Source organism: Robbsia sp. KACC 23696 (assembly GCF_039852015.1).
Taxonomy (GTDB): domain Bacteria; phylum Pseudomonadota; class Gammaproteobacteria; order Burkholderiales; family Burkholderiaceae; genus Robbsia.
In genome coordinates this window covers 1,093,502-1,113,163 of record NZ_CP156627.1, presented here as the reverse complement: position 1 = coordinate 1,113,163, position 19,662 = coordinate 1,093,502, and the positions used below count along the sequence as shown (strand labels likewise).

Below are 19,662 nucleotides of genomic sequence, written 5' to 3'. Positions count from 1 at the left end.
ATGAGGCGATTTGTTAGATTGCCTCATTTTTTTACGTACTCACCCTACCAACTAGTTGGTATATTTGCGTTCAAAGACTGGCTCTTCACGGTGACTTCCATGCCACACCCTATCTCGACGCTAGGTGCCGTCCATACGGTTATCAGTTTGATACCGCTTATCGCGGGCATTTACGGTTTCATTCGCGATGGCAAGATCGACCCCGCCACGCGTTCAGGTCGTCTCTATTTACTGACCACGACGCTCACGGTCATCACGTCGTTTGGCATTTCCAGCACGGGCGGTCTAAATGCCGGCCATGTATTTGGCGTGCTGGTGCTTCTTGTTGCCTTCGCTGGCGTTTATGCACCGATGGTCACTTTTCTGGGGAAGCTTCGCCCCTATTTTTCGGCGTTCGGACTTTCGTTCAGTTTTCTTTTGTCACTCGTCCCTGGTACCAACGAAACCTTGTCCAGATTGCCACCCTCGCATCCGCTAGCCCATGGGCCAACATCGCCCATCGTACAGGGGACGCTGTTAGTTTGGTTGGTGATTTTCATCGCTGGTTTCGCCATGCAATGCTGGCAGATTCACTCCCCCTATCGACGTGCAACCGGTCGTCGAGCCCTGTAATTTCTTTGCTGAAATTAAGTACATAAACGTCAACTCACCAAAACGAAGGTTATCCATGTCTATTCGTCTCAATTTTGTCGCATCGATTGTTTCACTCACGCTCAGCAGTGCTGCGTTCGCTCAAACCCCAGCGGGCAAATCCGAGCGCATCCGGGGCGACATTGTGTCGTTCTCAGACAGCACGCTCACCGTACATCGCTGGAGTGGCGATGATGTCACGATCAAGCTGAGCGACAAATCGGCCTTGAATGCGGTGAAAGCGATCCAGCTTTCCGATATCAAACCAGGCTCTTATGTCGGGACAGCAGCGATTACGGGTCCTGATGGGAAGATGACTGCACGGGAAGTGCTGGTGTTTCCAGAGGCGGCAAAGGGAACCGGTGAAGGCCACTACGCCTGGGACTTGGGCGCGAACAGTACCATGACGAATGCCAACGTTGACACGGTCGTCCAGAGCACGAATGGCCGCGATCTGAACCTTTCTTATAAGGGCGGTAGTAACACGATCAATGTGCCGTCAGGCGTACCGGTCGTCACGCCCATTCCAGCGACGCGCGACGATTTGATTAAAGGTAAAAAGGTGTTCGTTGTAGCGATGCCGTCACAGGGTGGGACGTATAACGCAGCATTTATTGTCGTTGAGAAAAACGGCGTAGTTCCCCCGATGTAGTTGCTTGGGGTTAGGCCTGACGCTGTGGAGACGTTCGCTCGGGAAGTGGCCACGCGTGCGGATGATCTTGCGCAGCCCCGCATTCACGCTCTGACCTCCCCCCGCAAAACCGTAGCAGCTAGCCCGTCACGCGATTTATTTACTGCAACGCGAAAAGGAACTTGTTGATAGGACGCGCGCCATTACGGGCGATTGGGACCAGTGTTGTCCTCCAGTAAATCTTGAAATTCGGTGGACATAAACTGCGCAAATGCTCGCGCAGAGGGTTTCGAACTTCGACCGGCGGGCAAAATGGCGTTGACTTCTGCCGAGCCCATCCTCCAATCAGGCAGCACTCTGACTAATGTCCCTTGTTCCAATTCGCGACGGAATGCGAGGATTCCCGATGACGCTATGCCTAAGCCCGCAACCGCTGCGGAAATGACAGCTTCATTGCCGTTGATAACGAGATTCCCCTCCGTTCGAATCGAGAATGACTTACCGTCCCTGTCAAACTTCCACGCCTCTAGCGTCCGCGCCGATGGGCCGACGATGAGCGCGTGCGAACGTAGGTCGGTAGGCTGCTTCGGTACTCCCGCAGCCTGAAGGTAGTCGGGGGAGGCTACAACAACGCGTTGCACAGCTCCCAATCTCCGTGCGACAGCGCCAATTGAATCGGCGAGCGCCCCGACTCGAATTGCAATGTCAATGGCACCAGTAACCAAGTCTTGTCGTTCGTCGGTCAAGATGAACTCCACGCGCAGCGCGGGGTGTGGTTTGGTGAAGCGTGCGAGACGGGGCAACACGATGCGTGAAGCCATAGAAGAAGACATCGCGACCCGTAAAAGCCCGCGCAGCTCACCAGTGCCACGCGCGGCATGATCTGCCTCCTCCAATTCGGAAAGAATTGATTCGGCGCGGGCAAGGTATTCGCTGCCCACCTCCGTCAAGGTAACGGCGCGAGTAGTCCGAGTAAGTAATGAGGCGCCAATGCTCTTTTCCAAGTCGTGGACGATGCGCGACACGCTAGGCTGCGAATATCCCGTTTCGCGCGCTACAGCAGAGAAACTGCCAGAGCGTGCAACACGAACGAACAGTTGGAGTGCGAGAAATCGATCATTCATTCATTTATAAGACAAATTAAAGTTAGTTGAATTTGCCCACTAGTGCCACAAAACAAATGATGCAAGTATAACGAACTAGCCCCACAGCGCGGTTTGGATCAATGAGAACGCATGGCGGAAACACTGAGCTACTGCTGCAGATGACGCCCTGTCGCCCAAAGGACATTCGGATGACTATCCCTTTACAACAAACGCTTCTTTCTTCCTACCCGCTGGGTGACCTCGTATTGCCAAACCGGATCATCATGGCCTCATTGACACGCGGGCGGGCGCGCAACGTGGGCCTGATCCCGACGACATTGCACGTCGAGTATTATCGGCAACGCGCGTCGGCAGGGTTGATCATGACAGAGGGAATATGGGTAAGCCGCCGGGCCATTGGTTTTATCAATGTACCGGGTCTATTCACGCCCGAACAAGTTACAGGGTGGCGTGCAGTCACAGACGCAGTCCATAATGAAGGGGGGCGGATTTATGCTCAACTCGCGCATTCTGGGGCTGTATCGCATCCGGCTTTCTTCAACGGTGCGTTACCTAGCGGGCCATCGGCAGTCAATCCACGGCTACAGGCATATACACCAGACGGATTCCAAGATACCGTCACGCCACGCGCAATGACGCTTGACGACATTCTGCACACCATTGAGGACTATGTCGCGGCAGCACGCAACGCGCTCGCCGCGGGGTTTGATGGCATTGAGCTGCACGCATCAATGACCTATTTATTGGCGGAGTTTCTCAACAGTGAGTTGAACATTCGAACCGACAAATACGGTGGCTCCGTCGAGAACCGCACCCGTATTGTTTTGGAAATCTTAGATGCGCTGATAAGCGTGTGGGGAGCCGGCCGAGTCGGAATCAAGATAGCACCCGGTGTACGGATGGGTGGTTTTGTCGCGACACCGGAGACCGTGCCGACGTTTGACTATTTAGTTGATAAGTTAAATGGGCTCGCGTTGTCGCACCTTCAGATCGTGCGGGTAGCAGGAAGTGTAATAGGAACGCCGCTTGAAGCATTAGAAGACACGATCACGTATTATCGCGCTCGTTACACAGGCACGCTTATCGCGAACTGCGGGCTAGACGCTGATTCCGGAAGCGAGCTCATCGCTTCTGGCACGGCCGATCTTGTATCTTTTGGGACCCCCTTTATCGGTAACCCAGACTTCGTTGAGCGCATGCGTCACGGGGCGACGATGACGGAGTCACGACGTGAGCTTTACTACCAGGGCGGTGCCGAAGGATATATCGATTATCCGGTTATTGGTCAATCGGATGGCGTTCGATTATCAAACTCTAGCGTCCTGGCATAACGTTGCTTACGCAACGATGTCAGCGCTGATTGGCTGGTGAAACTGACGCACAATCAGCGCAATTGGGGTTTCGGCAGCACAAACAGCGGAGCGCCTGCTGGATGACGCCAACTGGTTACCGGAGATCCTGACGAACCGCGAACATGCGAAGGTCACCGTCTATGGTGGGCGGTTCGATGACGAGGACGAAATCGTCGAGGATGGGATCGACATCGACTAATTGAACCCGCTTGCCGTCCGGACATCGTACTGGGCGGCAAAGTGATCCGAGTCGTTGATCGGTGCTTGATCCATTAGGTGGTTCAGTACCTCCCCGATTTTTGTCGCCACCCAGGCGATTACACCCCTCCCTCAAGAGACGCAGTGGTTTTACGTCTTTGCCTATTTGGGGCGTTCATCGCCCGGCTCCTTTGCGAACCGGTTCGGGAAAAATTTTGCCGCTTCACGCTCTGCGATGGCGTGTCGCTCCTTTGCGTTCAAGAGTTTGCTCCCTGGCGTGTCGATTGCGGGTTGGCTGTCGGCCTCGACTTGCTCGCTGACCGGATCTGGCCGTGAGATCCTCCGATCAGTGTTCATTGGCGTGTCGGTCAGGGCACGCCCTTGGCGTGGTGCCAAGAATCGCGACACCTTGCTCCTGGTTGCCGTGACGCCGTTGATTGCGAGGAACTAGACCATTTTCTCAAGCGATAGATTGGCCGCTTGCAGCTTGAAGAGGTCTGCGCGAAACCGTTCAAGCTTGGATTGGCGCTTTGGCGTGGCTCCACTCTTGAGGAATTCGTCTGCTCTCACTGTTGCGTCAACTTAGCGCGAAATTTTTGTGAGTGGCACGATAGTTTGCGCCGTATTGTGTCAACGTTCCGGCTTGTATCGTAGGTTTGTGCCACTGTCGCGTCAAGTTCCGGAGAACATAGCAAACGAATCATCGGTGACGGGCGTTGAATAACGGCTTTCATGACGGTCGACCGAGATCGGCCACTATGCGACGTTCACTGGAAAACGCCTTCGGACATTCGAGCGGCGCATACACTTCGAAAGCCATCAACGAATCTGGCAGCCTCACTGACAGTTCATCGGCCTGAACGGCCATTGAGCCTTATCTACCGAGTGACGGGAAGCTGCTAATGAGAGTCGTCGCAGTGAAGGCATTGCAAATGGCGTCCAACTTAGAGTCCAGCAAACGTTTCAGGATATTCGGCAGAGAATCTAATCAGTTCGTCAACCACGATTCGAACCTTCGGCTGCGTATGCCATGTCTTCTGCCACACCACGTTGATTGGCATAGTGGTATCGCATCCCGTCAAAACTGAACCACGCCGGGTTTCGTGGAGGCCGGTTGGTTTAAGTTAATACTGCCTCGGCGACGTTGATTTTGCCGTGACGGTAGTAGTTTGCCTCAGCTTCGGCTGGAGGGATATAACCGAGTGGCCCCATCAGACGATGATGGTTGAACCAAGCGACCCATTCCAACGTTGCGACTTCCACCGATTCGCGCGTTTTCCACGAACCGCGCCTGTGAATCACCTCTGCCTTGTACAATCCGTTGATGGTTTCAGCGAGCGCGTTGTCATAGCTATCGCCGCGACTTCCAACCGATGGTTCAATGCCCGCAGTACTTAATCGTTCGCTATAGCGAATGCTTAGATATTGAGATCCGCGATCCGAGTGATGCACCAATTTCTCATCGTTTGACGGTTGCCTTGCGTAAAGTGCCTGTTCTAAAGCATCCAAAACGAAATCGGTCGTCATCGAAGAGCTTACCCGCCATCCCACAATCCGCCGCGCGAAGACGTCAATGACGAATGCCACGTACAGCCACCCTTGCCAAGTAGACACGTACGTGAAATCCGAAACCCACAGCTGGTTCGGACGTTCGGCCTTGAAATGGCGGTTGACGCGATCCAGGGGGCACGGCGCGCTCTGATCGGGTATCGTCGTGCGAACGCGTTTGCCTCGCATTACACCGCGCAGACCGTGTCGTTTCATTAGACGTTGCACGGTACAGCGCGCGACCGTAATCCCTTCTCGATTGAGCTGCTTCCAGACCTTCGGCACGCCGTAGACCTGACGGTTAGCCTCCCAGACCCGCTTTACCTCTGGGCTGAGCATCTCGTCGCGTACTGCGCGGGGTGGGCGTTGCGAAGGATCCCGCAAACGCGCTGCATGGCGCCAGTAAGCCGACGGGGCCATCTGCAAAACCTTGCAGATCGGCTCGACCCCAAACGTGTCGCGATGCTGATCGACAAACGCCCTTAGGACTTCAGCCGGCGGTCGAGCTCCGCCTGGGCGAAAAAAGCGCTGGCGAGCTTCAAGATCTCGTTGGCGCGGCGCAATTCCTTGACCTCGCGCTCCAGCGCTTTTACGCGCTCACGCTCGGTACTCGTCGCGCCGTCACGCTCGCCCGAGTCGACCTCTTCACGCTGCACCCAGGCAAGTAACGTCGCGCTGGAACACCCGATCATGGGGGCAATCGACTCGACCGCCGCCCACATCGATGAATGCTCGCCGCGCTGTTCGCGAACTAGGCGAACGGCCCGCTCGCGCACTTCCGGGGAAAACTTCGATTTCTTGTTCATAGCTCCATTCTCTCAAAGATTGGAGCCTCCTCAAAATCCGGCTCGGTTCAAAACAGGTATCAGTGATCCACTTCCAATTGCGGTGTCGGCGAGCCAGTTGGGTAGTTGCGCAAGACCGCAACCCGAAACACATGCATTCAAAAGTGCATCGCCATCCGGTATTTCGTGTCGCGGTTTGATCTCCCACTCCTCTATTTTTCCTCCTGGAAACGTCAAGTTCCAAATGGGGCGACCGGCTCGATACCAACCAATGAGGCAATCGTGCTTTATCAAATCGGCAGGGCTTTGGGGACTGCCTTTGCGGCGCAGATACGCGGGTGCTGCGCAAATACGTAATCGCTGATTGCCTAGCTGACGCGCGACTAAGTCGGGATAGTCACCAAGTCTTCCAATGCGGACGGCCAGATCCACTCCTTCGCTGACCATGTCAACAGCACGATCACGCAAACTCACCGCAATATTAAGTCTATCGTGCCGCAGAGCGAGTTCCAGCAGCGTCGGCATGACATGCCGCCGCCCAAAGGTCGTAGGGAGGTCAATCTTTAGGGTACCGACTGGCTGTGCATGACCGCTGGCGAGAGACAACTGTTGCTGCTCTAGGGCCTCTATGACTTGCCTGCAACTGAGCAGATAAGCTTCGCCCTCCGTGGTGAGAACTATTCGTCGGGTAGTCCGATGCAGCAACTGAACGCCCAGGCGAGTCTCCAGGCGAGTGACCGATTTCCCGACTGCGGAGCCTGTCACCCCAAGTATGGTCGCCGCCGCCGTAAAGCTTCCCGCGTTTGCCACGCAAACGAATTCCCGGATACCTGCGAAATAATCTTCCATAGATCGCCCATTATGGAATTGAATGATGGTATGTCGGGAATTTTAACAAACAAATAGACTCATAGGAATGAATTACACTGCAATCCACATTGTTGACTAATGGAGATTGCGATGAAAGCTTGGTTACTAAAAGATTTTGGTTTAAACAATCTGCAGCTCGGAGAGGTGCCTACGCCAACGCCAAGAGCAGGGGAACTGCTTGTCAAAGTGGGGGCTGTATCGCTTAATTTCCGCGATAAAGCAATTGTCGATGGGATTTACGAGCCGCATTTGGTGCCAAAGCCCCTTATCCCTGTATCGGATGCTTCCGGCGAAGTGGTTGCAATAGGTACCGGTGTCACACGCTTTAGAGTGGGGGACCGCGTCAATTCTACGTTGTATTCGCGCTGGATTGATGGTGCTCCAGGTCCGGACGAGCCGACCTATTGCCTAGGGATGCCCTTACCAGGTGGGCTGGCAGAGTACATGATCATCCATGAAGAAAGTGCCGTTCGCGCACCCGGCAGCATGACGGACGAAGAAGCATCGACATTACCCATAGCGGCGTTGACGGCGTGGTACTCACTGATGGATGTCGGCAATCTACAGCCGGGTCAAACTGTGCTTGTTCAAGGCACCGGCGGGGTCTCCATCTTTGCTGCAAAGATTGCTTTAGCGCACGGTGCGAAAGTAATCGCGACTTCAAGCAACGACGCAAACCTCGCGAAGGTTAAATCGTTGGGCGTACACGCCGGCGTGAACTACCGTACGAATCCCGATTGGGAAAAGCAGGTGCTAGAACTCACGGATGGACTCGGTGCGGACGTGACCATTGAAGTCGCTGGAGGCGATGGAATCAATAAGTCGATCGCAGCTACCAAAGTACAGGGCGTCGTTGCTCAGGTAGGCTTCTTGACTGGTCAGACGTCAGCGGTCAACCTGATGCCGCTCATCTTTCGGCAAACGACACTGCGCGGAATTGCGGTCGCCCCGCGATCTTCATTCGAGCGCATGAATCCGTTTCTGAACAAGCACAACATCAAACCAGTGATTGATCACATATATCCGTTCGCGGAAGCTGTAAAAGCGTTTGAACATCTGGCGCGCGGGCCGTTTGGCAAAGTGGTCATCAAGATAGCGGACTGATGGGGTTTATCCACCCTTTCTGCACTCTCGATCCGGCATAGTGACATTACGACGAAGCAAACCGTCGAAACCTGCGGCTGTTTTTTATCGGTGTTGAGAGAGCCAGTGAATCGTTTATAGACGGCCGGAGATTTTTGAATTGAATGCATCTTTCCCAAGCTACGGTCGAAGCGACTGCAAGACAGTTGTTTTATCGGGCCGCGCCGCCGCCATCTCATCGATTAGCGCACGTGTTTCCATCGGACCAAATTCACCGAGGTCCTTGATTACACTTGCCCGGCTCATAATCCATAGCAGAACGGTACGTACAAATGACGGCAAACGGAACAATAACGCGAGCGAACGAGGTCTCGTTGCGTGCCCAAGGCTACGCACGACGTCAAAACCTTCCGTCCAGGCCGAATTAAGTTGTGTCGCTTCCTTCCAAGTAAGCTGGTTTGCCCGTTTCCATGTTAGCAACGCGGCGAGGAAGATCGGCACTACGAGTGCGACATGACTACGAAGAAACGCGTCCATGTCCGGCTCTACTTCGCTCGGCATCCCGGCGCGCTTGAACAGCGACGCAAGAGAAGGATCGGACATGGTCGTTACCATGCCGGGGCCATCGACACGATAACGTAGTTGTTGGTCTGGCAGATAAGCCGCCATATTAGGAAACCCGAACGCAAATCGCTCCGCCCCAAATATCGCACGGTACGGTTTGGTACCTCGGAACGTATTGAACATCAGCAAAATACGATCTGCCCGACTCACCGATAAGGTGGGTAGTAGGGGGGCGAGATGATGCTCGGGAACCGTGACGATCGCCAGATCATAAAGCGTAGCCGGATCGAGTGCAGATAAGACTTTGACGGGCACGCGCTGCCCGTCAATGGTGACGATTGCGCCATCGCTTTGCAGCACCTCAAAACGCTTGCCTCGTGCGACGACAGTGATGTCATGGCCGGCTTTGGCAAGGCAGAAGGCTATTGCGCTGCCGATGCGCCCAGCGCCTATTAAGATGATTTTCATAAGTTGGATTTTGCAATAAGCATGTTTTCCTGTATACACAACGTATTGGTAAGCTGATATCCAAATATGGAAAGACTTTCGTGGGACGATTTGCGTATCCTTCTCGCGGTGCATCGCGCCGGAAGTTTGCTCGCAGCGGGCAAGGTGGTTGGTCTTTCGACATCCACGACGGCGCGCCGGCTGGACGCGCTCGAAGCGGCGATGGGATTTCAACTCGTATTGCGCAGTCAGTCCGGAACAGTGTTGAGGCCGGAAGCGCTGCGTATGATCCAGTTGGCCGAAGGTTTGGCACACGGCCTTGACGCGCTGCGCCGGGATCAAGCTACCGTGGCGGGAACCCTGCGTATCAGCGTCCCCGATGGCATGGCCCAGGCACTTACCCGCGCACTACTTGGATTTCGTGACGCATATCCGATGATCGATCTTGAACTGGTGGGCGAAAGCCGAATGGCAGATGTGGCTGGACGCGAGGCTGACATAGCGATCCGGGTAGCACGTTCTAGTTCAAATGTACTGGTGGAAAAGCATCTAGGCTCTTTCCGATTCGCATTGTTTGCGTCTACAGATTATGCCAAGCGCTTTCTGCCCAATCAGCAACTTGGCAAGAATGAGGCAGTCGGCCATCCTTTTGTTGGCCTCGACGAGCGGTGGAAAGCACTGCCGCATGAACAATGGACGCGCCGACTTGGGGCGACGCGATTTGTGTTCCGGTCAAGCGCTATAGAAGCGATCGTAGAAGCGGTGCGTGAAGGAGTTGGACTCGCTGCTTTACTCGAAAAGGATCCACGAAACAATGGCCTCGTTCGCATCGGAACATTCATCGAGGGCCCCACCCAGCCATTTTATTTGGTCTACCACCGCGATTTACGCAAGCAGCCGCACGTACGCGAGGCCGTGACGGCTATAGATAATTACATGAGCACGAAGCGCTAACTTTCGCCAGGTAACCAGCATTGGCTGTTCGCGTCGCTTTGGCCGAGCCGCGACCAACGGGGATGAACTCGGCCATAACGTGCTCTGGACGGTCTACCTACCCAGTAAGGACCGCGTTACCGAGGGGACGTAGTGACGAGCGCCGCACTGCGGTCTTCTCATTAGAGACGGATTCAACGGGTCGATGCAGTGTGAAGTGTGTTCGAACGCGCACAACGTTCAGGGAAGTCAAAAACATCTACGCGCAGATAGTGGTGATATGCGTTGCTTTCATCATGCCAGCCAAATCGTTGCTCGTATCGGTAAATGCGCCCGGGTGCATAAGCAGACATGCATTGTCTATTTCCAATCCTTTAGCTATTCGGATACCGCACATTTATCGTAGCGGGCCCGGGCGTCCTCGACCTCAGAAAGGTGCTCTAGCTTCCATAAATACAGCGCTTGGAACGGGCCGTCTAGCGACCGTCCTAATGTCGTGATTTTATATTCTACAGAGATAGGCGAAGCCGTCACTACCCGTCTTTCTACGATCCCGTTTCGCTCTAAACGACGTAAGCACTGCGTAAGCGCTTTTTGCGTCACGCCACTTATGCGCCGCTTAATCGCGTTGAAACGTAATGGCCCATCGCGAAGCGCCGCTAGGATCAGCATCGACCATTTGTCGGCTATCTGATCAAGCATCAGCCTACTAGGACAAACTGTCGGCGACATAGCGTCCATTTGAAGGTCAGTCATGGTGGTTTCCTGATTGCTACCTGGTTGCATCGTGGTACCTAATTGACACCAAGTATAAAGATATACGATTGCCAGTCTTATCTACATTATCTCTCTAGGGCTACCGTTGTCAGCTGTGCTTGATCGCGTACAAACTGCACCGCGTCGATTGTAATAATTCGAACGTTTAGCGATTACTGCTAGGTCAACAACGGAGAAATCCAATTGAAAAAAGGAAAAGTATATGATCGCTGTTACTGGTGCTAACGGAAACCTTGGGCGACTTGTGATCACAGGTCTTATGAAAGCCATCCCCGCTGATCACATCGTCGCATGCGTTCGGCGGCCTGCTGAGGTAGATGACCTCCGGGCGCTGGGGGTCCGAATACGTAACGCGGATTATGACCTCCCGGAGACGCTCGACGCCGCGTTTGAAGGGGTAGAGAAGGTTTTGCTCATTTCCGCAGTGCAGCCTGGTGAGAGATTGAGGCAACACAAGGCCGTGATCGATGCTGCCAAGCGAGGCGGCGTGAAGTTGATCGCTTATACAAGCATGCTGCGCGCGGATACTTCTAGCCTGAGCCTCGCGGGTGAGCACAAAGCGACCGAAAATTACCTGAAGGATTCAGGATTAGACTTTGTACTACTACGCAATGGGTGGTATTTGGAAAATCACACGGCTGCGCTTGTACCCGCACTCGCTCACGGCGCGATTATCGGCTGCGCAGGCGCCGGCCGCTTCGCCTCCGCTTCACGCGACGATTACGCTGGCGCCGCTGTCGCAGTGCTCACGCAGCCGGGACATACGAACAGGACCTACGAACTCGTTGGAGACTACGCCTACTCCATGACGGAGTTTGCAACTGAAGTTTCCAGGCAAAGTGGAAAGACCATCGTTTTCAATAATCTGCCGCCAGCGGATTATGAAGGCGCGCTCACTGGCTTGGGCTTACCTAAGATGATCATTGATGTATTGATCGACGCTGATGTGAAGTCATCGCAAGGGGAATTGGATAGTTCAGCGCGTGATCTTGCTAAGCTTCTTGGCAGAAACACGACGCCGTTTTCGGAGGCAATTGCGGCTGCGTTAAACGCGTAAACCGTTCTGCCAGTGTTGACCGGGCTTTGTCCTTGAATAAAGCCTATGACTGACACTCAACTTTGAAGCTGAAAATAGCATCTAGGATGACTAAGCAGGAGGCTACTTCTGCAGCGGAGCGACGCAGCGCTTCGTCTCCGCTGTGGCCGGAGTCCAAACTTGATGCGTTACGGCTAAATCTTCAGAACGAGTGTGTGTGCGTCGGAGCTTAGCGCTTGATTGACGTGATGTGACCTGCTGGATCCGGACCATCTGAAAAATGTTAGCAAGTTTCCCATGCTATAAGATGCATCAACGACTGTAATCTGGCCAACATCGGTCACCAGAGCGACGTTCCGCAAAGACCGCTTAGGCCGACTGTCTGCCGTTGCGCACATGCCAATAAGCATCCGCCCCAATCAAGAACGCCAACGGCAATCGCGTTCGCGCCGCCTTGTCTGGACGCCCACGCAACAACCGAAGCGGCCGCGGCCCCGCGTGTCGATCGCTTACGCTTAGGGGATGTCATTACTTATGACGCCTTGCTTCGCGGCTCGACCGTCCCAGCCCCCACCCAGCGCCTTCTGCAATCCCACATAGGCGAGCATCACTGCGGCCCGACTATCGGCGAGTCGGGTCCGCGCGGCGGCGAGATCGCGCGCGGCGATCAAGGTAGCGTCTTGCGGATCGGCGCCCGCCAGATAACGCGCCGACGCCAAGCGCGCCGCCTCGTCATAGCGACGCTCGGCCGCCTCGGACGCCTCGACCTCTGCCACCGCACCGGTCAGCCCCACCAAGGCGTCCTCAACCTCGCGCAAGGCGGACAAAACCGCACCCTCATAAGTCAGGAAGGCCTGTTGGCGCAGGCTTTTGGCCTCGTCCACCGCCGCGCGCAAGCGGCCTCCGGTGAACAGCGGCAAGGAAAGCTGTGGTCCGATGGCCCATCCGATCGACGAGCGTTTGGACAGATCACCCGCTTTCATCCCCACCGAATACAGACCGCCGACCAACGAGACTTTCGGCAAACGCTCCGCCTCCGCCACGCCCAATCGCGCCGTCGCTTGCGCATAAGCACGTTCGGCCACCTGCAGGTCCGGACGCATTAACAGCACTGCCGACGGCACCGCGATATCCACCGGTATCGATAGCGGTGTGTACCGGGCCAGCCCTGGATCGGAATCGGATGGCGGATCGCTCGCGTCCGCGCCCCGTTTCTCGGCGTGTCGCTCTTCCTGCAATGTGGCCGCACTCGCACTGGCTGTATTCGATGACATCCCCGATGCAGCGTGCAATAACCGCTCCGACGGTGCGCTCGACAACGGCGTCGCTACGGTACGACTGGCCAAGTCAGGCCCCCGCAAGGAAGGCAGCCACGTGCCGGGCGCATCGCCGGTGAGCATCGACAGCGCATGCTCCGCCTGTCGATAGAAGACCGCCTGTGCGACGATGCGAGCCTGCGCCGCCTGTAAGTCCGCATCGAAGCGGACACTGTCAAGGCGCGATGCCGATCCGGCCTCGAAGCGCGCGCGCGTCATGCGCAGCAGGCTCGCGAGCGTCCGCGCGTTGTCGCGCTCGATGGCGTGCTGCTGCTGCGCGCGCCGCGCCTGGGTGTAGTAATGGACCACGTCGCCGACCAGGGTCAGCATCGTCGCGCGATACTGCCACTGCGCGGCATCTAGGCCGTAGCGCGACGCTTCCGCAGCGCGCCGATTGCCTCCGAACAGATCCAATTCCCAACTGGCGTCCAAGCCCGCTTGTAACAGCGAGATCGGACCGCTGCCAAAGCCACCCAGCGGACTGGACTGCCCGCCATTAGCGTTGCCGAGCCCCTGGTTCATCAACGCCATCGGTGGCTGCTGCTGTCGTGTGGCATTCCCTCTCGCGGAAAGCGACGGCCAGCGCGGCGCACCCGACACGCGAAACGCCGCACGCGCCTGCATCACTTTTTCCGTTGCGATGGCGACATCGCGGTTGCGTGTCAGCGCCGCGTCGATGATCTCGTTGAGCAGCGGATCGTTCAGCCTGAGCCACCATGGCGCCAACGACCATGCATCCATCACGGCTTGATCCGACGACGGCGGCTGAGTCACGCTCTGCCCCTGCCCCTGCGCAGCGCCGCTACTGCGCCATTGCACGGGTACCGGCAAGTCCGGTCGCCGGTAGTCCGGTCCGAGCGTGCACGCGCTCAGCGCGATCAAGGCGGCAATGCACCCCAAGCGCCGCATCGAGACGCGGCCATATTGCCGGCCAGCCCCCGGCAAATCGAACTTCATCCGTGCAGCGCGACGCGGCATATCGACCGACGATGCCGAACCGACGAAACGGTCCGAACGATGATCGAAGCGAGGCTTCATGACGCCCTCCGCCGCTGGCACAAGCGAATCGCCACATAGCAGACCGGCACGAAGAAGACACCGAAGGCGGTAACGGCGATCATGCCCCCCATCACGCCGATCCCTACCGCGTTCTGCGCGCCCGAGCCGGCGCCACGCGAGATGGCAAGCGGCAGCACACCGACGACGAAAGCGATCGACGTCATCAGAATCGGGCGCAGGCGCATGGCCGCGGCGTCGATCGTGGCGCGCAACAGGCTGTGTCCCGCGACCTGACGTTCCAAGGCGAAGCCGACGATCAAGATGGCGTTCTTCGCGGACAGGCCGATGATCGTCAATAGCCCGACTTTGAAGTACACATCGTTCGTCTGGCCAAAGCTCATCGCGGCAATAACGGACCCAGCCACGCCGATCGGGACGCACAGCAGTACGGCAAAAGGAATCGACCAGCTTTCATACAAGGCCGCGAGACACAAAAACACGACGATAATCGATATGCCATAGAGCCCCAGAGCCTGGTTTCCGGATAAACGTTCCTGGAACGACAAGCCGGTCCATTCGTGCCCGAATCGCTCGGGCAAGGCATCGGCTAAACGGTCCATTTCCGCCATGGCCTGTCCGGATGTGTGTCCGCGAGCCGCATCGCCCTCGATTTGCACGGCGCTGCGGCCGTTGTAACGAACCAGGCGCATCGGTCCCATGGCCCAATGCCCTCGTGCGAACGATGAGAACGGCACCATTTCCCCCTGCGCATTACGCACATGCCACTGGTCGAGCTGCTGCGGTTGCATCCGGAACGGCGCATCGCCTTGAATATGCACGCGCTTCACCCGACCTCGATCGATGAAATCATTGATATAGCGGCCGCCCCACGCCGCAGACAGGGTGTGATGAATCTGATCGATCGACACGCCCATTGCCTGCGCTTTCGCATAGTCGATGTCGATGGCGAATTGGGCGGCATCCGCCATGCCGGTAAAGCGCACGCTGCTCAACACCTCGGACTGCGCGGCGGCACTCAGCAAGCTATCGCGCGCCGCATTCAAAGGCGCACCGCCTTCCCCGGTCCGATCCGTCAGGTAGAAGTCGAAGCCGCCCGTCGAGCCCAATCCAGGAATGACCGGTGGTGGCACGGCAAACGCTTGCGCATCGCGCCACGTTTGAAAAACCGCATTCGCCCGATCCGCTATCGCCGCGGCAGCATGTTCTCGCGATCCACCCCGCACGCCAACGTCGCGCAACTTCACCCAGACGGCGCCCATATTCTGTCCGCTGCCGGCAAACGCCCAGCCATTCACCGTCAACACGCCTTCGACGTCGGCCGCTTCATCTTTCAGATAGTGGTCGGTCACACGGGCCAGGACCGCCTCCGTCCGGAGATTCGTCGCACCTGCCGGGAGTTGCACGAGCGTGTAGACCGAGCCCATGTCCTCTTGCGGCACGAACGCTGTTGGCAGCCGCACGAACAACCATGCGAGCGCGACCACGAAGACGACGAACCCCAACAAGATCCGCCCGCCCCGACGTATACCGTGCACGACGCCCCGTCGGTACGCTTTCGTCACGCGATCAAAACGACGGTTGAACCAGGTAAAGAAGCGGCCGCGCGGCGCGTCGTGATGGCCCGACTTCAGCAATAGGCCGCACAGCGCCGGTGTCAACGTCAGCGCCACCGCCAGAGACAGCAGCATCGCCGCGACGATGGTGACCGCGAATTGCCGATAAATGACGCCGGTCGAACCTGAGATAAACGCCATCGGCACAAATACGACGACGAGGACCGTAGTGATACCGATCAAGGTCGTGCCGATCTGCCCCATCGATTGCATCGTGGCTTCGCGTGCGGCCAGTCCGGTCTCGGCCATCACGCGCTCGACGTTCTCCACGACGACGATGGCGTCGTCGACAAGCAAGCCGATCGCCAACACCATCGCAAACATCGTGAGCGTGTTGATGCCATAGCCGAACACGGACAAAACGACCATCGTCCCTAGCAACACGACCGGTATCGCCAGTGTGGGGATTAGCGTCGCCCGCAGGTTCTGCAGAAAGATCCACATGACAAGGAAGACCAAGATCGCCGCTTCGACCAAGGTCTGTGCCACCTTTGAAATCGACAGCTTGACGAAGGGCGTGGTGTCGTATTGATAAATGACCTCGACACCCGGCGGCATCGTCGCCCGCATCTTTTCGAGCGTCGCCTTGATCGCGGCAGCGGTCGATACCGCATTCGCGCCCGTTGCAAGGCTGATGCCCATCGCCGATGCCGGGCGACCGTTATGCAGCACGCCGAAAGCGTAGGTATCCGAGCCCACTTCCACGCGTGCGATATCGCGTAGTCGCACCATCGCGCCGTCGTCGGCGCCCTTCAGGATCACCGCGCCAAAGGCTTCCGGGGTGCGCAACTGGCCGCCCGCGGTCACCGTCACGTTCAGTTGCTGGCCCGCCACCTGCGGACGGCCGCCCAGTTCGCCGGCCGAGACCTGGGTATTTTGCTGCATCAACGCACGCTCGACATCCCCGGTCGTCACGCCGTAGCGTGCCATGCTGCCGGGATCCAGCCAGATACGCATCGCATAACTGCCGCCAAAAGGCCGCGTATTGCCGACGCCCGGCACGCGCTTCAGGACTTCGCTCAGATCACCGGTCGCGTAGTCGTCGAGATCCGTGGCATTCAGCTTGCCATCGGTCGATACGAAACTCAGCACCATCAGGAAGCCGGCCGAAGACTTCGACACCTGCAGACCGTTACGCTGCACCGGCTGCGGCAGCTGCGCGTTGACCAGTTGCAGCTTGTTCTGCACCTGCATTTGTGCAACGTCGGCATTGGTTCCCTGCCCGAACGTCAGCGTGATTTCGCTATTTCCTTGCGCATCGGAACTCGACGACATGTAAGACAGGTTGTCGAGTCCGGTCATGCCCTGTTCTATGACGCGCGTCACCGCATGCTCGAGCGTCTGGGCATCGGCGCCCGGATAAGACGCCGTGATCGAAATCGTGGCGGGCGCGATTTCCGGATATTGGGAAATCGGCAGACCCCGCATGGCGAGCAAGCCCGCCAGCGATACGATCAATGCCAGCACACAGGCAAATACCGGACGGCGGATAAATACACCGGCCATCATGGATGCCCCTTCGCCGCGGTCGAGGACGATGCCGCCGAATTCGCACGCCCCGTCACCAAGCCGCTGGCCGTATCGATATGCACTTCCTCGGTCTTGATCGCCTGGCCTTCACGGATATGCATCTCGCCTTCGACGATGAGCAAGGTGCCCGCCGCCATGCCGCCGTTCACTAGCCAATTATTGCCATAGGGCTGCACGTCGGACAGCACCCGTTGCACGGCTTTGCCGTGCACGACAATCCACACCACCGCCGCGCCCCGCGCGTCGCGTGTCACCGCCCGCTGAGGCAGCAAGAACGCATCGCGCAAATTCCCCGCGACGACATTCGCTTGCACATACATGCCGGGCAGGAGCGTCCGGTCGGGATTCTCGAAGACCGCGCGCAACGCCACCGTATCCGTGTCCGGGGCGATCCGCGATTCGGTCAGATCGAGTCGGCCGACCGTTGCATACGTTTCGCCCTTGGATAGCGTCAGCGTCACCTTCGAGGCCTTGCCGGACGGCATCGCACCGGCGCGTTCGACCATCCGCCTCATGTCGCGCAACTGATCGGCCGACTGCCGCAGGTCGACATACACCCGATCGATCCGATGAATGCGCGTCAACGGCTCCGCCTGATCGGCGACAACGAGCGCCCCGGCACTGACACTGGAACGATCGATATAGCCGCCGATCGGCGCCCGGACGACCGCATAGTCCCGATCCAGCGACGCACGGCGCTGCACGGCCTGCGCCTCGTTCAACCCTGCCTCGGCCCGGGCCAATTCCGCGACGGCCTGATCATGCGCCTGACGGCTTGTCGCGCCCGATGCGAGCAACGTCCGCTCGCGCGCCAGCGTTGCCCGTGCCAGCGGCACCGCCGCGCGAGCGCCGGCCAGCGCGGCCGTGGCCTGTGCATAGGCCAATTCATAACGCGACGAATCGATTTGATACAGCGGCTGTCCCGCCTGCACCAGCGCGCCCTCGACGAAAGAACGACGCGTCACGATGCCGCCGACCTGCGGCCGTACCTCCGATGTTTCATAAGCCAGTACGCGACCGGGCAACGTCATCGAAATCGGGAGCACTTGCGGTTCGAGGCGGATCACGCTGACCGCCTCTCCGGCACCGTCGTGCTGCGCCACAGGCCCGGCGGAATCGACCGCCGTCGACGCGCCACTCTCGGGCACGCGTTCGGATCGACAGCCCGACAGAGACAATAGTCCCAATACCGCCAATAACGCGGCTCGCAACGATACGGCAGCTTTATTCATTCCCTACTCGTGAGTGCGTCGCACGATCCATCGAATCCGTCGGCGGGCCGAACACCGCGAGATAGCGACGTGCTTTCTGCATCGAGCAGGCGGCCACGCATACCTTGGCGGTGCATCGAATCGCCGTACGGCCGTATTCGCGAAGCGCATTGTTACGTATTCCTGATGAATCAGGAAATGGTCATTTCGCTTCGTAACCGCCATCTTCGCCTGTGTCGGACCCGCACCGCAATCAGACACATCCGAAAATTCTCAGCCTGCAATCCTGTCGTGAGCACCGCCAAGCGCGGCATCGGATCGCATGGCGGACGAAAACGTACGCGCACGGACTGTTCGTCGGCGCAAGCAGCCAAGCAGAGGGAGGACTTCAGGGAAGCAGACCGATCGGCAAGCCGCGATTGCCGGCTTCGGGTGCCAGGCTGATCATCGTATGGACTTCCTGGACCATGGGTAGGCCGGACAGTCTATCGGACAGAAATCGACCATAGGCATTCAGGTCGGTAGTCACCACGCGTAGCAGGAAGTCGGCGTTGCCCAGCATGACGTGGGTCTCAATCACTTCCGGATATTGCGCCACCGCGGCGGCGAATTTCTCGGCGGCACGTTCTCCATGCCGGTTCAGTTTGACCTGGAGAAACACCTGGACGCCGAAGCCCAACTTCTCCCGATCCAGCACCGTCACGCGTCGCAGGATGAAACCCTCGCGCTCCAGGCGCTCCAGACGACGCCAGGCCTGGGACTGGGAGAGCCCGACGCGTTCACCCAACGCCGTCATCGAGAGCGCGGCGTCAGCCTGCACCTCAGAGAGGATTTTTCGGTCGAAAGCGTCCAATTGCATGATTTTTTCTTACTTTGGCGATACGCGAAATATTATCGCGAAAAACACGCCCCCCTTGTTTTTGATGCAACATTTTTTCGCCCTCGTCTGGATAGCATATCCAGACGGTATCCCCCCACGCCGACTCACCCGACCGCGCGCCAACCGGCACGC

General features: G+C 57.5%; 15 protein-coding genes and 1 other annotated feature. Of the genes, 6 read left to right on the top strand and 9 right to left on the bottom strand.

Translation table 11 applies throughout. The features are described 5' to 3' along the window. Positions 1–99 precede the first annotated feature (99 nt). Both ABEG21_RS19480 and ABEG21_RS19475 read left to right on the top strand, forming a co-directional pair. Entirely contained in the window at positions 100–612 is a 513-nt protein-coding gene (locus tag ABEG21_RS19480; RefSeq protein ID WP_347557071.1) for a hypothetical protein, read from the top strand. A gap of 55 nt (positions 613–667) precedes the next feature. Then, the gene (locus tag ABEG21_RS19475) at positions 668–1,282 is read left to right on the top strand and encodes a hypothetical protein (protein WP_347557070.1); all 615 of its coding nucleotides are present in this window, start codon (positions 668–670) and stop codon (positions 1,280–1,282) included. Positions 1,283–1,464: 182 nt separating this feature from the next. Here the strand turns inward: ABEG21_RS19475 and ABEG21_RS19470 are convergent, their stop codons facing one another. Then, on the bottom strand, positions 1,465–2,385 hold the full coding sequence (locus tag ABEG21_RS19470; protein WP_347557069.1) for a LysR family transcriptional regulator: 921 nt from the start codon (positions 2,383–2,385) through the stop codon (positions 1,465–1,467). Positions 2,386–2,555: 170 nt separating this feature from the next. On the opposite strand from ABEG21_RS19470, the gene ABEG21_RS19465 reads away from it, so the two are divergent. Next, positions 2,556–3,698 (top strand): alkene reductase, encoded by a 1,143-nt coding sequence (locus tag ABEG21_RS19465; RefSeq protein ID WP_347557068.1) that lies wholly within the window; start codon positions 2,556–2,558, stop codon positions 3,696–3,698. Between the two features lie 1,338 nt (positions 3,699–5,036). Here the strand turns inward: ABEG21_RS19465 and ABEG21_RS19460 are convergent. Both ABEG21_RS19460 and ABEG21_RS19455 read right to left on the bottom strand, forming a co-directional pair. Continuing rightward, positions 5,037–6,271 (bottom strand): IS3 family transposase gene (locus tag ABEG21_RS19460; protein WP_347557067.1). Its coding sequence is split into 2 segments (ribosomal slippage): positions 5,037–5,992 and positions 5,992–6,271, totalling 1,236 coding nucleotides; the frame shifts between segments, so codons are not numbered across the junction. Further along, positions 5,877–5,993: a sequence feature (AL1L pseudoknot), on the bottom strand. (Overlaps the previous gene by 117 nt.) 30 nt (positions 6,272–6,301) lie before the next feature. Beyond that, positions 6,302–7,099 carry a LysR family transcriptional regulator gene (locus tag ABEG21_RS19455; RefSeq protein ID WP_347557066.1) on the bottom strand — a complete coding sequence of 266 codons (798 nt, stop codon included), beginning with the start codon at positions 7,097–7,099 and terminating at the stop codon, positions 6,302–6,304. A 111-nt stretch (positions 7,100–7,210) separates the two neighbouring features. On the opposite strand from ABEG21_RS19455, the gene ABEG21_RS19450 reads away from it, so the two are divergent. Next, positions 7,211–8,224, top strand: a complete 1,014-nt coding sequence (locus ABEG21_RS19450; protein ID WP_347557065.1) for an NAD(P)-dependent alcohol dehydrogenase — start codon at positions 7,211–7,213, stop codon at positions 8,222–8,224. A gap of 159 nt (positions 8,225–8,383) precedes the next feature. On the opposite strand, the gene ABEG21_RS19445 is transcribed toward ABEG21_RS19450, so the two are convergent. Continuing rightward, entirely contained in the window at positions 8,384–9,235 is an 852-nt protein-coding gene (locus ABEG21_RS19445) for a 2-dehydropantoate 2-reductase N-terminal domain-containing protein (protein ID WP_347557064.1), read from the bottom strand. 66 nt (positions 9,236–9,301) lie between these two features. Here ABEG21_RS19445 and ABEG21_RS19440 point away from each other — a divergent pair, with 66 nt between their 5' ends. Then, positions 9,302–10,168: a LysR family transcriptional regulator gene (locus tag ABEG21_RS19440; protein WP_347557063.1), complete on the top strand. Its 867-nt coding sequence runs from the start codon at positions 9,302–9,304 to the stop codon at positions 10,166–10,168. A gap of 357 nt (positions 10,169–10,525) precedes the next feature. On the opposite strand, the gene ABEG21_RS19435 is transcribed toward ABEG21_RS19440, so the two are convergent. Next, positions 10,526–10,903: a helix-turn-helix domain-containing protein gene (locus tag ABEG21_RS19435; RefSeq protein WP_347557062.1), complete on the bottom strand. Its 378-nt coding sequence runs from the start codon at positions 10,901–10,903 to the stop codon at positions 10,526–10,528. 223 nt (positions 10,904–11,126) lie between these two features. Here ABEG21_RS19435 and ABEG21_RS19430 point away from each other — a divergent pair, with 223 nt between their 5' ends. Then, positions 11,127–11,981, top strand: a complete 855-nt coding sequence (locus tag ABEG21_RS19430; RefSeq protein WP_347557061.1) for an SDR family oxidoreductase — start codon at positions 11,127–11,129, stop codon at positions 11,979–11,981. 494 nt (positions 11,982–12,475) lie between these two features. On the opposite strand, the gene ABEG21_RS19425 is transcribed toward ABEG21_RS19430, so the two are convergent. The 4 genes from ABEG21_RS19425 to ABEG21_RS19410 all read right to left on the bottom strand — a co-directional run bounded on the left by ABEG21_RS19425 (position 12,476) and on the right by ABEG21_RS19410 (position 19,509). Continuing rightward, positions 12,476–14,314: a TolC family protein gene (locus ABEG21_RS19425; protein ID WP_347557060.1), complete on the bottom strand. Its 1,839-nt coding sequence runs from the start codon at positions 14,312–14,314 to the stop codon at positions 12,476–12,478. Then, positions 14,311–17,418 carry an efflux RND transporter permease subunit gene (locus ABEG21_RS19420; protein WP_347557059.1) on the bottom strand — a complete coding sequence of 1,036 codons (3,108 nt, stop codon included), beginning with the start codon at positions 17,416–17,418 and terminating at the stop codon, positions 14,311–14,313. Before ABEG21_RS19420 ends, ABEG21_RS19425 begins: the two co-directional genes overlap by 4 nt. Further along, positions 17,415–18,671: an efflux RND transporter periplasmic adaptor subunit gene (locus ABEG21_RS19415; protein WP_347557058.1), complete on the bottom strand. Its 1,257-nt coding sequence runs from the start codon at positions 18,669–18,671 to the stop codon at positions 17,415–17,417. Before ABEG21_RS19415 ends, ABEG21_RS19420 begins: the two co-directional genes overlap by 4 nt. A gap of 367 nt (positions 18,672–19,038) precedes the next feature. Then, complete coding sequence (locus ABEG21_RS19410; protein ID WP_347557057.1) at positions 19,039–19,509, bottom strand: Lrp/AsnC family transcriptional regulator; 471 nt, start codon at positions 19,507–19,509, stop codon at positions 19,039–19,041. Positions 19,510–19,662: the final 153 nt, after the last annotated feature.

Bases quoted from the DNA above. Each gene is read 5' to 3' on its own strand.
- ABEG21_RS19420 (WP_347557059.1), bottom strand. From the start codon at position 17,418: ATGATGGCCGGTGTATTTATCCGCCGTCCGGTATTTGCCTGTGTGCTG.
- ABEG21_RS19470 (WP_347557069.1), bottom strand. From the start codon at position 2,385: ATGAATGATCGATTTCTCGCACTCCAACTGTTCGTTCGTGTTGCACGC.
- ABEG21_RS19415 (WP_347557058.1), bottom strand. From the start codon at position 18,671: ATGAATAAAGCTGCCGTATCGTTGCGAGCCGCGTTATTGGCGGTATTG.
- ABEG21_RS19425 (WP_347557060.1), bottom strand. From the start codon at position 14,314: ATGAAGCCTCGCTTCGATCATCGTTCGGACCGTTTCGTCGGTTCGGCA.
- ABEG21_RS19475 (WP_347557070.1), top strand. From the start codon at position 668: ATGTCTATTCGTCTCAATTTTGTCGCATCGATTGTTTCACTCACGCTC.
- ABEG21_RS19450 (WP_347557065.1), top strand. From the start codon at position 7,211: ATGAAAGCTTGGTTACTAAAAGATTTTGGTTTAAACAATCTGCAGCTC.
- ABEG21_RS19445 (WP_347557064.1), bottom strand. From the start codon at position 9,235: ATGAAAATCATCTTAATAGGCGCTGGGCGCATCGGCAGCGCAATAGCC.
- ABEG21_RS19480 (WP_347557071.1), top strand. From the start codon at position 100: ATGCCACACCCTATCTCGACGCTAGGTGCCGTCCATACGGTTATCAGT.
- ABEG21_RS19440 (WP_347557063.1), top strand. From the start codon at position 9,302: ATGGAAAGACTTTCGTGGGACGATTTGCGTATCCTTCTCGCGGTGCAT.
- ABEG21_RS19435 (WP_347557062.1), bottom strand. From the start codon at position 10,903: ATGACTGACCTTCAAATGGACGCTATGTCGCCGACAGTTTGTCCTAGT.
- ABEG21_RS19410 (WP_347557057.1), bottom strand. From the start codon at position 19,509: ATGCAATTGGACGCTTTCGACCGAAAAATCCTCTCTGAGGTGCAGGCT.
- ABEG21_RS19430 (WP_347557061.1), top strand. From the start codon at position 11,127: ATGATCGCTGTTACTGGTGCTAACGGAAACCTTGGGCGACTTGTGATC.
- ABEG21_RS19455 (WP_347557066.1), bottom strand. From the start codon at position 7,099: ATGGAAGATTATTTCGCAGGTATCCGGGAATTCGTTTGCGTGGCAAAC.
- ABEG21_RS19465 (WP_347557068.1), top strand. From the start codon at position 2,556: ATGACTATCCCTTTACAACAAACGCTTCTTTCTTCCTACCCGCTGGGT.